The sequence below is a fragment of the Pseudidiomarina tainanensis genome, from assembly GCF_004214835.1.
GTDB lineage: Bacteria > Pseudomonadota > Gammaproteobacteria > Enterobacterales > Alteromonadaceae > Pseudidiomarina > Pseudidiomarina tainanensis.
Map to the genome: position 1 here is coordinate 122,283 of NZ_PIQJ01000002.1, position 14,301 is coordinate 136,583.

Annotated in this window: 13 protein-coding genes; 5 read left to right on the forward strand and 8 right to left on the reverse strand. The window is 48.6% G+C overall.

The genetic code is table 11. The features are described from left to right. Positions 1–102: 102 nt before the first annotated feature. Positions 103–1,428, forward strand: coding sequence for a Na+/H+ antiporter NhaC family protein (locus CWI82_RS09150; protein ID WP_130203299.1), 1,326 nt, complete (start codon positions 103–105; stop codon positions 1,426–1,428). Here the strand turns inward: CWI82_RS09150 and CWI82_RS09155 are convergent. From CWI82_RS09155 to gmk, 4 genes are read right to left on the reverse strand one after another with little or no spacing between them, the layout of a single operon-like run. After that, entirely contained in the window at positions 1,425–1,817 is a 393-nt protein-coding gene (locus CWI82_RS09155; RefSeq protein ID WP_092857177.1) for a RidA family protein, read from the reverse strand. The two genes, CWI82_RS09150 and CWI82_RS09155, sit on opposite strands and share 4 nt — an antisense overlap. 2 nt (positions 1,818–1,819) lie before the next feature. Next, the gene (spoT, locus tag CWI82_RS09160; protein WP_130203300.1) at positions 1,820–3,937 is read right to left on the reverse strand and encodes a bifunctional GTP diphosphokinase/guanosine-3',5'-bis pyrophosphate 3'-pyrophosphohydrolase; all 2,118 of its coding nucleotides are present in this window, start codon (positions 3,935–3,937) and stop codon (positions 1,820–1,822) included. A 5-nt stretch (positions 3,938–3,942) separates the two neighbouring features. Continuing rightward, the gene (gene rpoZ, locus CWI82_RS09165) at positions 3,943–4,218 is read right to left on the reverse strand and encodes a DNA-directed RNA polymerase subunit omega (RefSeq protein ID WP_092857181.1); all 276 of its coding nucleotides are present in this window, start codon (positions 4,216–4,218) and stop codon (positions 3,943–3,945) included. A 44-nt stretch (positions 4,219–4,262) separates the two neighbouring features. After that, the gene (gmk, locus tag CWI82_RS09170) at positions 4,263–4,904 is read right to left on the reverse strand and encodes a guanylate kinase (RefSeq protein ID WP_130203301.1); all 642 of its coding nucleotides are present in this window, start codon (positions 4,902–4,904) and stop codon (positions 4,263–4,265) included. Between the two features lie 81 nt (positions 4,905–4,985). Here gmk and CWI82_RS09175 point away from each other — a divergent pair, with 81 nt between their 5' ends. The 4 genes from CWI82_RS09175 (at position 4,986) to CWI82_RS09190 (ending at position 9,770) form a co-directional block, all read left to right on the forward strand. Continuing rightward, positions 4,986–5,579, forward strand: a complete 594-nt coding sequence (locus CWI82_RS09175) for a LemA family protein (protein ID WP_130203302.1) — start codon at positions 4,986–4,988, stop codon at positions 5,577–5,579. A 26-nt stretch (positions 5,580–5,605) separates the two neighbouring features. Continuing rightward, positions 5,606–7,270 carry a M48 family metallopeptidase gene (locus tag CWI82_RS09180; RefSeq protein WP_130203303.1) on the forward strand — a complete coding sequence of 555 codons (1,665 nt, stop codon included), beginning with the start codon at positions 5,606–5,608 and terminating at the stop codon, positions 7,268–7,270. Positions 7,271–7,343: 73 nt separating this feature from the next. Next, positions 7,344–8,447 (forward strand): NADH:flavin oxidoreductase, encoded by a 1,104-nt coding sequence (locus CWI82_RS09185; RefSeq protein ID WP_130203304.1) that lies wholly within the window; start codon positions 7,344–7,346, stop codon positions 8,445–8,447. A 6-nt stretch (positions 8,448–8,453) separates the two neighbouring features. Next, the gene (locus CWI82_RS09190; protein WP_130203305.1) at positions 8,454–9,770 is read left to right on the forward strand and encodes a DASH family cryptochrome; all 1,317 of its coding nucleotides are present in this window, start codon (positions 8,454–8,456) and stop codon (positions 9,768–9,770) included. On the opposite strand, the gene CWI82_RS09195 is transcribed toward CWI82_RS09190, so the two are convergent. From CWI82_RS09195 to CWI82_RS09210, 4 genes are all read right to left on the reverse strand, one after another. After that, positions 9,767–10,621, reverse strand: coding sequence for an alpha/beta hydrolase (locus tag CWI82_RS09195; RefSeq protein ID WP_165383911.1), 855 nt, complete (start codon positions 10,619–10,621; stop codon positions 9,767–9,769). The genes CWI82_RS09190 and CWI82_RS09195 overlap by 4 nt on opposite strands. Positions 10,622–10,828: 207 nt before the next feature. After that, positions 10,829–12,109: an O-acetylhomoserine aminocarboxypropyltransferase/cysteine synthase family protein gene (locus CWI82_RS09200; RefSeq protein WP_130203307.1), complete on the reverse strand. Its 1,281-nt coding sequence runs from the start codon at positions 12,107–12,109 to the stop codon at positions 10,829–10,831. Positions 12,110–12,186: 77 nt separating this feature from the next. Beyond that, complete coding sequence (locus CWI82_RS09205) at positions 12,187–13,230, reverse strand: aspartate kinase (protein ID WP_130203308.1); 1,044 nt, start codon at positions 13,228–13,230, stop codon at positions 12,187–12,189. Next, positions 13,221–14,132, reverse strand: a complete 912-nt coding sequence (locus CWI82_RS09210; protein ID WP_165383912.1) for an alpha/beta fold hydrolase — start codon at positions 14,130–14,132, stop codon at positions 13,221–13,223. Before CWI82_RS09210 ends, CWI82_RS09205 begins: the two co-directional genes overlap by 10 nt. Between the last annotated feature and the right edge of the window lie 169 nt (positions 14,133–14,301).

Consider the following 14,301-nt stretch of genomic DNA (forward strand, 5'->3'; position numbering starts at 1 on the left):
TTGAATTAAAGGTAAGCGTTCTACGCGATGCTTGCAACGTCAAGATAAGACATATAAACTTCTGGACGTCTAAATAACAACATAACTGAAGCAAGGATTTTTATGACACAGCCAGCCAGTGCCAAGGCGCTTTTGCCGCTTGGTTTATTTCTTACGCTGTTCCTTGGCACCGGGATCTACTTCCAACTGTCAGGAGTCGATTACGCGTTTTATCAACTCGCCAGCCCAGTCGCCATACTCCCCGCCATTGTTCTTGGTGTGCTGCTAAGCAAACAGGCCTTTGACGCGCGTATTGATACCTTTGTGGCCGGTGTTGGCGAACGCAACATCGTCACCATGTGTATGATTTATTTATTAGCCGGCGCCTTCTCAACCGTCGCTGCAGCTACTGGCGGTGTGGACGCTATGGTTGCGCTTGGCTTAAATGTCATCCCACCACAATTCTTGCTGCCTGGTTTATTTATTATTGCCGCGGTTGTTTCAACTGCTATGGGCACCTCAATGGGTACCCTCGCTGCGCTGGCGCCGGTTGCGCTGGGTTTAGGTCAGGCCGCAGAAATAGATTTAGCGTTGCTGGCAGGGGTATTAGTTAGTGGTGCTATGTTTGGTGATAACTTGTCATTTATCTCCGATACCACGATTGCGGCAACGCGCACGCAAGGCTGTGAAATGAGCGATAAATTCAAAGCGAATTTAAAAATCGCACTACCGGCCGCCGCAATCACACTGATTTGGTTATTCACCTATGACACCGGTGCTGCACCACCTAAGATTCCCGATGCGAATTTATGGCTGAGCCTGCCGTACTTCTTCATTATTGTGTTAGCTGTGCTGGGTTTAAACGTTTTCGCCGTGCTTACCCTGGGGATTATTCTTGCCGCCGCCTTTGGTATGGTCACCGTTGGTTATGAATGGGTCGCCTTTAGCAAAGATATCTACGAAGGCTTCACCAGCATGCAAGAAATCTTCTTGCTGTCGCTATTGATTGGTGGCTTGTCGGCGCTGATTCGGCAACAAGGTGGCTTACAGTTTCTTGCGAACACCGTCAGTAGTATCACGAGCCGATTGTTTAAACATAAACAACAGCGCGCCGCGTTTGGTGTCGCTGCATTAACTGGACTAACGAACTTCGCCGTTGCCAACAATACCGTGACGATTTTGCTCTCTGGTGAAGTCAGTAAACGCCTCGCAGAAGAAGGTAATTTAGCCCCACGCCAAAGCGCAAGTTTGCTGGATATCTTTGCTTGCGTGGTGCAAGGAGCTCTACCCTACGGCGCCCAAGCATTGTTGATGGGTGCAAGTTTCGGCTTATCGCCATTGGATGTGAGTATTCACACAGGTTACTGCTTTATTCTTGGGGCGGTATCAATCGGCATGATCATCTGGCGCAAGCCATTGGAAGCTCGCGCCAGTAGGGTGACTGCTTAATTGGTGCTTGGCAACTCCATCACGCCATCAATCTCAATTTGCGCGCCCTTCGGTAAGGCTTTCACGCCGATAGCGGCGCGCGCAGGGTATGGCGTTTCGAAAAATTCAGCCATTACCTCGTTCACGATTGGGAAGTTACCCAAGTCGGTCAAATAAATCTGAACCTTGACCATGTCCTGCAACTCGCCTCCAGCGGCTTCACATACCGCACTCAAGTTTTTGAATACTTGCACGGCTTGCGCACGAAACTCTTCACTGACAAATTCCATGGTTTCTGGCACCAGTGGGATTTGACCTGACAAATAAACCGTCGTACCAATCTTCACCGCTTGTGAGTAGGTACCAATGGCAGCGGGTGCTTTTTCTGTACTAATGATGACTTTTGACATGTTTACTTCCTTAAGCGCCAAACTCGCTGCACATTCGGCATCTTCCGGATGTGGCGAATCACATCGGCGAGTTGTTTCCTATCACGCACACTAAGTGCGATATCAATATAATAAATATTGGCGTCGAGTTCTTCCGTCTTCAGACCGTGGATATTACATCCAGTGGCTGAAATCGATGCGGTCAGTTTGGCGAGTGCACCTTGGTGATTCTCAATCTCAACCCGCACTTCAGTGGTAAACTCGGCTTCGGTATTGCCTTCCCATTGCACTGGGAAATAGCGCCCCGGCTCTTCTTCATAGCCGCGCACGTTCTTACATTCTTTGCGGTGTACCACAAGACCCTTGCCTGGACTCACGTGGGCAATAATGTCATCGCCTGGTATCGGTCGGCAACATTTCGCAAAACTCACCAATAACCCTTCAGCACCACGAATTGCTAATGTCGTTTTCGGTTGAACGGCGGTGTCTTGTTCGTCTTTTAACTGCGAAAGTTCACCCAATAGACGTTTAGCGATGGCTATTGACATCATGTTGCCCAAACCAATTTCGCGTAATAACGACGGTAAGTCGGTAAGTTTGACTTCTTTTAGCACACGGGTGAAATCGGCTTTTGGAATGTCATCATAATTGATTGGTCCAAGCGCAGCGCGCAGCAAACGTTCTCCCAACTGCTCGGCTTCACGAGTCTCCTGCCCCTTCAAATATTGACGAATCTTCGCACGCGCTTTAGCAGTAACGGCAAAATTCAACCATGCGATGTTCGGACGCGAGCCCGGTGCGGTTTTAATCTCTACCGTTTGTCCGGTTTCGAGCGGCTTCGACAGTGATGACACCTTATGATTCACGCGTGCACCAATGCAGGTATTGCCAATATCTGTATGCACCGCGTAAGCAAAATCAACCGGCGTCGCCCCCTGCGGCAATTCAATAATGCGGCCTTCTGGCGTGAAGACATAAATCTCTTCAGGGAATAATTCCGACTTCACGTTTTCGATAAACTCGAAAGCGTTACCCGTACTTTGCTGTAATTCTAATAGGCTTTGCATCCAGCGGCGGGCGCGCACTTGCGCAGTGGTGCCAGTACTTTCATCGGTTTTATATAACCAGTGCGCGGCAACACCGCGGTCAGCCATCAGGTTCATCTCTTCAGTACGAATCTGTACTTCAACCGGAATCCCGTGTGGACCTTTTAAACTAGTGTGCAACGACTGATAGCCATTCGACTTGGGAATGGCGATGTAATCTTTGAAGCGCGTTTCAATCGGTTTATAGAGATTATGCAGTGCGCCCAATACGCGATAGCAAGTATCGAGCTCGTCGACAATCACTCGGAACGCATAAATGTCCATGACTTGTTCGAACTTCAGCTCCTTGTCTCTCATCTTTTGATAGATGCTATACAAGTGCTTTTCACGGCCAAGCACACGCGCCTTAATACCGACGTCTTTTAAGCGCTTTTCAATTTCCGTCTGCACCCGCTCAACCAACTCCCGACGATTACCGCGAGCTTTCTTGACTTCAGATTCGAGTAATTTCGCACGCCAAGGATGCAAGGCGTGAAAGCCCAGCAATTCCAACTCGTTTTTAATGTCGTGAATACCCAAACGGTGTGCCAGTGGCGCATAAATTTCTAGGGTTTCACGCGCAATACGGCGTTTTTTGTCGGGGCGCAAATGTCCAATCGTGCGCATATTGTGCGTACGGTCAGCTAATTTGATCAGAATGACACGAATATCCTGCACCATCGCCATAATCATTTTGCGATAGTTTTCAGTTTGTAATTCTTCTTTGGAATCAAACTTAAGCTTGTCGAGCTTGGAGACGCCTTCTACGAGCTCAGCGACGGTTGCGCCAAACTGTTCAGCGAGATCTTCTTGGGTATATTGCGTGTCTTCAATAACATCATGCAGTAACGCCGCCATGATGGTTTCATGGTCAAGGCGCATATCGGCCAACAGGCCAGCAACTGCAACAGGATGGGTAATGTAGGGTTCGCCACTATGACGTTTCTGATGTTTATGCCCATCAGCAGCTAATTTGAAGGCCGCAGAAGCTTGCTCCACCTGCTCTGGTGGTAAATACTCAGCTAACTGCTGCCTGAGGCCTTCAAACAAATACACCCGATTTACTCAAGCCCACGGATTGCATCAACCGCTGCCATTTCTTCGGCATCTTTTTGCGCCATTTCAGTACGCTCTTCAGCGTCTAAGCGCTTCGCGTCGATATGGCCGCCTTCAATTTCGCGTAAAGCGACGACGGTTGATTTTTCATTGTTTTTCCAAGGAACCAATGCATCTTTGCCTTGGGTTGCCAATTGACGGGCACGACGTGCTGCTACAAGCACTAAATCGAATCGGTTGCCAATACGGTCAACAGCATCTTCTACGGTTACGCGAGCCATGTTTACTCCAACTATGTGCAAAACGGGTCAGGAATTATACGGATTTACCCGCCATTCGCCAAGAGATCTTTGAGTTTAGCGGCATGCCGCACTTGTTGTAATGCTACCTTAAGGCGTTGTGCAAACACAATATGCTCTAATTGTGCCAACGTTTGGTCAAATTTATCATTGACCAGCAAGTAATCAAACTCATGATAATGCGACATTTCTGCATGCGCTTTTTCCATGCGTGAACGAATCACTTCGTCACTATCTTGGCCACGACTACGCAAGCGTTCTTCGAGTATTTCAAGGCTTGGCGGTACAATGAAAATAGATTGCGCCTGTGCGTGGGCCTCACGCACTTGTCGTGCTCCCTGCCAATCAATATCCAAAAACACGTCAATGCCTTGCGCCAAGGTTTGTTCAATGTAACTTCGCGACGTGCCGTAATAATTACCGAAAACATGTGCCCATTCATAAAAATCATTTTTGTCGATTTTTTCTTTGAACTGGGTTTCAGTCAGGAAATGATAGTGCACACCATCAATTTCACCCGGCCGTGGCGCCCGAGTTGTGCACGATACCGACACCTGCATACTCTCTTCAGTGTGGCGCGCAAGCAAAGCACGGATTAAACTGGATTTACCTGCACCACTTGGTGCAGCCAAAATAAATAAATTGCCGGTAGCGATTGGTGTTGTCATGAATACTTACATTGATCGGCTTGCTAATAACGGCAAAGCATAGCATGTTGCATAGTAAAATAACTAGAGCGGAGAGCTGAGATGACAACCGGATGGATTATTATCATTGTTGCAGTATTACTGTTGGTGTACCTGATTGGTATTTACAACAAACTCGTACGTTTAAAGAATCAATTTGAAAATGCCTTTGCGCAAATGGAAGTGCAACTCAAGCGGCGTTACGACTTGATACCTAATCTTGTTGAAACCGCAAAAGCTTATCTCAGCCACGAGCGCGAAACACTCGAAGCCGTGATTTCGGCGCGTAATCAGGCTGCCGCAGCGTTACCACAAGCCGCCAAAGACCCAACCAATGCCGGTGCGATGCAGCAACTTGGTGGCGCCGAATCAGCCTTAGGCAGTGCGCTAGGCCGTTTAAATGTGGTGATGGAAGCCTATCCGGATTTAAAAGCGAACCAAAACATGATGCAGGTAAGTGAAGAACTCACCAGCACAGAAAATCGCGTCGCGTTTTCTCGCCAAGCATTTAATGATGCGGTGATGACTTACAATACCTATCGTCAATCATTCCCACCGGTGATGTTTGCGAGCTTCTTTGGTCATAGCAAAGATGCCAACTTATTGGAGTTTGCTGACAGCGCGGAAATACAAGCTGCGCCAAAAGTTAACTTTTAATTTGTGTCACTCGCTGGAAGATTACGATGGTTAATTTCTTCGAACATCAGCAGCAGGCTAAACGCAATACAGGCCTGCTGGTGGTGCTGTTTTTTCTCGCGTTCACCCTAATCATTGGCTTTGTTGCCGTCGTAACCGCCGCTGTCTTTGGCGGTATTGCAGTGCAACAAAACGGGGATTATCAATTTAGTTGGCAACCCATTGCTTGGGTGGTGCTGATTGTTGGTGGCGGTATTCTCACGGCAATGTTAGTGAAGTGGTTGAGCCTGAAGCCCGGTGGTCACGTGGTTGCTGAAAGTTTAGGCGGCGTTCGCATTGAACCGAATAGTACTGACCCACTGGAGCGCAGAATTCTTAACGTTGTTGAAGAAATGGCTATCGCTGCCAATATGCCTGTGCCGGCGGTTTATTTGTTGCCCAACGAATCGAATATCAACGCATTCGCGGCAGGATATGAAAGTAAAGACGCCGTGATTGGCTTAACCCGCGGTGCGGTTGAAACCTTTTCGCGCGAGCAACTTCAGGCCGTTGTTGCACATGAGTTTAGCCACATTCTCAACGGCGACATGCGCTTGAATATTCGTTTAATCGCCGCGCTTGCAGGGATTTTACTGATTGCACATGTCGGACGAATGTTTTTGCACTCAGCGCGCTTTAGTACATCGCGACGCCGTGGCAACGGCAATGCACTACCACTTATCGGCTTGGCCTTGTTCATTATTGGCTATATTGGCGTGTTCTTCGGCAACATCATCAAAGCAGCCGTGAGTCGTCAACGCGAATATCTCGCTGATGCTGCCGCTGTGCAGTTTACCCGTAATCCGGAGGCCTTATCCGGCGCCCTACAACAAATCGGTGCCCGCGAGTACGGAAGTAAGATTGGTCACGCCAATGCCGATGAAACCGCACACTTATTTTTCGGCCAAGCATTAAGCTCGTGGTTTACCCTCATGGCAACACATCCGCCGTTAGATAAACGTATTAAGCGAATTCAGCCGAATTGGAATGGGCGCTACCCAAAACCGAAAAAGGCCATGGTGCAATCGGTGGCGGAGCAGCAAGCCAGTCAGCCACAACCAACGGCTTTGAATCGCTTAGCGATGCTGGCGCTACCGGCGTTACTGCTAGAGCGGGTGCGTTCACCACAACAAGCACCGCAATTTATTCGCGATATGTTAGTGGGTCAATTGCTTGGCGAAGAGCAACCCCAATTAGAAACACTCAATGCTGCGCAACAACTGGCGCTGGTTGAGCTTGCGATTCCAGCGTTGCGGGTTGCCAAAGATTCAGACCGACTCGGGCTGTTGCGCGATCTTGAGCAGCTTGAACACAGCAATGATTTATTTCACTGGTGCTTGTATCAATTGTTAGCGCGGCAATTAATCGAATCGAAACGCTTCAAGGTGAAATTAGATAATGCTGAAGCATTTGCGGCAACAGTGGTTGCGCTTAAACGTGCCGAAGCACAACAACCGTTGAATTTGGCACAACTTGAGCAGGCTTTAAACACCTGCAAGAGCTGGTCGCCAAAAGCCAAACAACCTTTAGTACAAAAGTGGGTTGAAACGGTCACTTCTGACCAGCATATCTCAGATACCGAACGCAAATTAGTCGCCACGCTGTGTGCTTGTATCGAAGAGCCACTACCGGATGAGATGCTGACGAATTCTGCATCGTCAAATTTTGCATAATTTGTAAAAGTCACGCGATCAATTTCTCCGGCATTTGCGTATTCCCCGTACCAGACTGATTTAAGGAGTTATCATGTCGACGGATTTATCCCCTTTATTGCAACCTTTTTCATGTAAATCTCTTCAGCTTCGTAATCGCGTTGCGATGGCGCCAATGACCCGTAGCTTTTCGCCCGGTAACGTACCGAACGATGCGGTGGTCAAATACTACCAACGTCGTGCTGAAGGTGAAGTTGGCTTAATCATTACCGAAGGTGTAGAAATCAATCACCCGGGTGCAAGTGGCTTCCCCAATGTACCGAAAATTTATGGTGAAGCGATGACCGAATGGCGCCGCGTCGTTGATGCGGTGCATGCCGCTGGTGGCCAAATTATTCCACAGTTGTGGCATGTGGGTGCCGTACGTAAACCAGAAACTGACGATGCAGCGCCAGCTTACAGCCCGTCAGGTTTGTTTGGACCCGGCAAACCAAGTGGTGTCGCCATGACCAAGGATGACATCAACGATGTGATTCAAGCATTCGCTGAGTCAGCCAAGCAATCAAAAGAAGCCGGTTTCGATGGGGTAGAAATTCATGGTGCCCACGGCTATTTGATTGATCAATTCTTATGGGAAGGCACGAATATTCGAGAAGACGAATACGGTGGTTCGCTGGAAAATCGTGCTCGCTTTGCCTGCGAAATTGTCAAAGCCGTTCGCGCCGCAGTTGGTGAGGATTTCGCAATTGTCTTTCGTTTTTCGCAGTGGAAACAGCAAGCTTACGAGGCCAAACTTGCGGAAACTCCTGAACAGCTCAAGCAGCTTCTCGATTTACTCGTTGCTGCTGGTGTTGATGTTTTCCACGCTTCAACGCGACGCTTTTGGGAGCCTGAGTTCGAAGGTTCCGATTTAAACCTTGCCGGCTGGACGCAGAAACTAACCGGAAAACCGACCATTTCAGTCGGCAGTGTTGGTTTAACCGAAGACTTTATAAGCGGCACCTTTGCCTCAGATAAACCAGCAGTAGAAAAATCCGGCATTGACGAGTTAGTCAAACGCATGGGCAACCATGAGTTTGAGCTTATCGCCGTCGGCCGTGCGTTATTGCAAGATCCGTACTGGCTACAAAAAATGCGTGATGGCAAAGAAGACGAAATTAAAGCGTTCAGCAAGGCCTCGCTGAAAGAGTTGGTGTAAGTTCTGATGAAGCATCGGGTGGGACTCATTTGGTTTGAGAATGACCTGCGGGTTGCCGACCACCCGTTGCTGCACCTTGCGCAACAAGAATGCCAACAACTCATTTGCTTGTACTGTGTGAATCCGAAATGGTTTCGCCCCAACCGCTATGGCTTGCGCAGTATGGGTGAAAACCGTTGGCGATTTCTGCAACAAACACTCGTTGATCTCGACCAACAACTTGCGCAACTTGGCCAGCGCTTATATGTGAGCTACGAAGCGCCTCTGGCTGCCGTTGCCAAACTTATCGGTCAGTTCGGTATCGATGTGATTTACCGTAGCCATCATTGCGGCAGCTATGAGCGCCAATACTTCGATATTGTGCGCGAGCGCTATCCATTTTTGGATTATGTGCAAACTGACAGCAATACCTTGTTTGAACGTGAACAAATTCCCGAGGTGATTGAGCAGATACCTGATAGCTTCTCGAAATTTCGAAAGTATATTGAGAGTTCGCAGCGCCGTGCCACTATCAAAGAACCATTGGCAGCACCCTTACAGTTACCGCCACCGCCTGCATCACTGAGTTGGCCAACGTTAGTGTTGCCGACAACTGACAGTATTTTTGTCGGCGGTACCCAGGCCGGCATGAATCACGTTCGAGATTACTTCGCTGGACCACATGCCCAAACCTATAAGCAAACTCGAAACGCTTTAGATAATTGGTCTGATTCAACCAAGTTCTCGCCGTGGTTGGCTTTTGGTGCTGTTTCACCACGCCAAATTCTTACAGCGCTAACCACACATGAACAAGAAAAAGGGGCTAATGAGAGTACCTATTGGATTTTCTTTGAGTTGCTCTGGCGTGAGTACTTTCATTGGTATGCCGCTTATCACGACAAAAAGTTGTTCGCGGCCGACGGCATTCAACAACGCCGCCCACCAACAAGCTTTTACGCTTCACGCTTTCAAAAGTGGTGCCAAGGCAACACACCGTATCCGATCGTTAACGCATGCATGAATCAACTCAATGCAACGGGGTATATGTCTAATCGGGGACGCCAGCTTGTTGCCAGTTGCTTTGTCCACGAACTCGGTTTGGATTGGCGCTATGGTGCAGCTTATTTCGAACAACAATTGATTGATTATGACGTTGCAGCCAACTGGGGCAATTGGCAATACTTAGCTGGTGTGGGTGCCGACCCGCGCGGGCATCGCTGGTTTGACTTAACTAAGCAAACCGCGATGTATGATCCACACGGCGAATTTATTCAACGTTGGCACGGCGATTCTTTTGACGGCCAACTTGATCATATTGATGCCGCTGATTGGCCCATAAGTTAACGGCGGCGTTGCAACCACGGATACAAATGCTCGTGCATTTTAGGATCCATAATTGCCATCAAGAAATGGTGGCGTTCCGGAATTTCTCGTACCGTGACATAGCGTGATTCCAGCGGCTTAAAGTATTCAAATGGCGCAACCGAATCGACGTTACTGGCAAGAATCAATGTAGGTACCTTTACCGGTGGTAGCACTTGATGCAAATCAAGCGACGCTGGGTCGATATTTCGTTTCATCAAGGTATTTTTCACACCCTCACGAATTGACTCTTCAGATACGATTTTGCTGGTTTGCTCATGAGTGATTTTACTCACCTCGTACACTGCGTCCTCAAACTGACGCATTGGTGCCAGTAACACCAAACCACTGATATCGTTGCGCTGACGAGCCACATGTACAGCCGCTAATGCGCCCATGGAAAAACCTGTGATGAATAAAGGGTGCGGGCGCTCGCGTGCCGGTAACGAATTAATTAGCGTAGTAATCATTTCGACATCATCAACCGCAAACCCTGGTTGTTCATGTGTTGAACCACCATGACCTTTCAAGTCGGGAATCACAACATGAAACCCGAGGAAGCGATAGTAATCGGCTAAGAAAAACATGGTTTCTTTTGAGCCACCGTAACCATGCAGCATGATCATGGTGCCACGACGTGCTTCTGGAATTTGCTGACGGTTGAGGGTTAATTTGTATTCTTGCGTCTGTGTTTCGCCCACTGCAGTGAACTCAAAAACACGTGAATCAGAGTCGGTTATCGGTGCCGCATACAAGTATTCCGTACAGCCGCCAAGATATGGCATGCAAAACTGACGTTGTTCACCACCAAGCTCGACAATAAGCTCAGGCATGTTAGCCGGGATCCCGATCGGCTCAACACGATTCGACAATTTGTGCTCTACATAGGTAGCGCACCCTTGCAGCAGAGCTACAGCAACTAGTCCAAAACACAGCTTGCGATACATCGGGGATCCTCAACATGTTTATCTGACATTTGACATAAGTCCCCGATAATATCACTTCTTAACGTAACGCCAACAGTCTTTACGTTTCGTTATTTACGCCAAAGCTTGCGCAAGATCCGCGATGATGTCGTCAACGTGCTCGATACCTACACATAAACGAAGAGCTTCCGGCTTCACGCCCACTTTAACCTGTTCATCTGCGGATAACTGCCGATGGGTGGTCGATGCCGGATGACATGCAAGTGATTTTGCATCACCGATGTTCACTAGCCGCTTGAATAGCTTCAGCTTGTCATAGAATCGAACGCCAGCTTCATAGCCACCTTTCACACCAAAAGTGAGCAACGAGGCCGGTAGGCCACCTTTAATAATCTGCTGCGCAAGCGCGTAGTTCGGGTGTTCTGGGGTTCCCGCATAATTTACCCATGCAACTTGCGGGTGTTGTTGAAGATACTCGACCACTTTCTTCGCATTCTCACAGTGGCGTTCAATACGTAACTCAAGTGTTTCGAGCCCCTGTAAGATTAAAAAGGCATTAAACGGCGATAAAGCCGCACCAGTGTTACGTAACGCGACGGTGCGAGCTCGTGCAATAAACGCCGCTGCTTCAAATGCTTCGTTATACACCACGCCATGATAGGCCGGCTCGGGTTGCGAAAACTGTGCAAATTTGTCGCTGTGCTTCACCCAATCAAAATTACCGCCATCAATAATAATGCCGCCGATAGTGGTGCCATGCCCGCCGATATATTTGGTGAGTGAATGCACAACAATATGAGCGCCAAGCGCGATGGGTTGACACAAAATAGGTGTGGCTACCGTGTTATCAACCACCAACGGTACACCATGTTTGTTAGCAATTGCTGCCAAGCGCGGAATATCCGCAATATTACCAGCAGGATTACCGATACTTTCGCAATAAAGCGCTTTGGTATTGGCATCAATGAGTCGCTCAAGCGCTTCGGGGCTGTCATCTTCAGCAAAGCGTACATCAATGCCAAGCGCGGGCAACTGGTGCGCAAATAATGTATAGGTGCCACCATAGATTTGTGGGGTGGTGACGATGTTGTCACCGTGCTTCGCTAAAGTCAGCAGCGTGTAATGAATGGCTGCCATACCAGAGGCTACTGCCAACCCGGCTATACCCCCTTCAAGGGCTGCTATACGTTGCTCGAGCACATCATTGGTTGGATTCATGATACGTGAATAAATATTACCAGGCACGGCTAAATCGAATAAATCAGCGCCGTGCTGGGCGCTATCAAATGCATATGCAGCAGTTTGATAAATCGGTACAGCAACTGACTTTGTGGTTGGATCCGTGTCATAGCCATGATGAATTGCTAGCGTTGCTGGATGGTAATTCGCAGTCATATCAGCCTCAATTAAATAGATGTTTATACGTTTAGACGTCCATAATAATTAAATGACGCCAACCTGCAAGTTATTTTTTACAGAAGTTTCAGCAATTCCAAGATATCGCTCTGAACACCGGCGGCCGTTACTTCGGGCCCAGCCCCAGGGCCTTGTATAACTAAGGGATTCTGTTGGTACTGGCGGCTTCGAATAATAAAATTGGCATTACCTGGCGGTAAATGCGCATAGGGGGAGTCGCTACCGATCGGCTGCAACTGTGCTGTTGCTTTCACACTTCCGTCAGGCATCGCTTGCACGTGGCCGATATAGCAGAACTGCTGGGCGGTTGGATAATGCTGTAAGCGCCAATGTTCAAATGCCTGATCAAACTCATCGAGTTGTTGCCAAAACGACGCTACCGGAATCTGTTGTAGTGCCGTCGGTACTAGGTTGTGCAAGGTGACATCGGCTAACTGCAGCGACCAACCGGCATCTCGAGCCAAAATAAGTAGCTTACGAGCGACGTCCATACCACTTAAATCAATACGTGGATCGGGTTCGGTGTAGCCGATGTCGGCGGCTTTGCATAACCATTCGGATAGTTTGTCGCCGGGCCGATATTGCTGGAATATCCACGATAATGAACCAGAAAAGTTCCCTTCCATTGCGGTTATCGCGTCATAGCAATCTAGTCGCTCCCGAATCGCTTTTTGAATCGGTAAGCCGGCACCAACGGTGGTGTTATATAACCAATATCGCTGATGGTGCTGTAGCGCATCGCGAAGCTGTTGATAATATTCCGGATGACTCGAGCCAGCATATTTATTGGCACTGATGATGTGAGCACCCGCTTGTATCCAAGAGAGGTAATTACGACTGACCTCTTTCGAGGCAGTGAGATCCAACACCGCAACGCTATGCCCTGAGTCATATAGCTTACTAATTTCTGCGACCACCGCCGGTTGCACCTGCATCGGTACGGTCTGTTGTTGCCAATCACTGGGTAACGGCCAGCGCCACAATCGTTTCGAATTTGCCGCCGCGTGCACAAAGACATTCTTGGGCAAACGCGCTGCATAATCATTTAACCAAGTTTTGCCGATGGTACCTAAGCCAACAACAATCACTGCTAACGCCATGATGACTCCAAAAACTGCTTCAATACCGGTGCATAATCAGCGGTATTTTTGATGAAACCGTCATGACCATAAGTCGACGGAAAAATATGACAGCCACGCCCGTCGGGCAGTTGCCCATGAAATGTTTCAAGTAAACTTGGTGGAACGAGTTGATCGCTGTCGAATCCAATCAGAAGCGTTGGTTGCTCAATATGATAGGGCTCAATACGATAACTATCGAGCGCGGGGCCGAACACTTCAAACAATTGCCGAGCGCGCGGCAATGAGCGTTGCACCGTGCGCAAACCGCGGCTTTCGATATAATTCACCGCATCTTGGGGGTCGGGATAATATTGATCCATGCCCTCGGCACTACGGTAGCTCAACATCGCCAACGCACGTGCCAGCTGTGTACCGCGTTCAGGTTGTCCAGCGGCATCGCCAAGACGCACAAATTCTCGTTGTAACGCCCGTAACATGACCGCCTGTGCGGTCGGACGATGCGCCGCGCCAATCACCGCAACACGGTCAAAATTCAGTTGCTTATCTTGAGCTAACTCTAATGCCACCAGACCACCGTATGACCCGCCAACAACCGCATGGAAATCGACCCAGCCGAGCTCCAGTAATGCGGTACTGATATAGCTCGCTTGTTCAGCAATCGTTTGTGGCACCGCTGCAACTTCAGATTCACCGTTACCACCGGCATAATCTACCGTGATGATGGTAAATTCATTCGGATCAACGGCGTGCGCTAAGCCTTGCCACCAGCCATCTGCAGCATTGGTTATTGCTTGTCGATCACCCGAAATACCACCTAGTACTAACACCAATGGGCCGCGACCTAACTCGTTGATATAAATAGCCCCACCCGGCACTGGGCATTGATGCGTTTCAATAAGAAACGAAGAGCTGGCTGTCATCAGCATTACCTTTTGCAACAAACGATGAATTAAGATGCCGCCTAATGTAGCGGCTTTTGTATTGAATATCAATATAGACGTTTAGATGTCTAAATGTTTTTTTTGTATAAGCGTTGGGTTCTTGCGATAATCGCGCTATACCTACTGACAAGACACGCTACATAAGGTG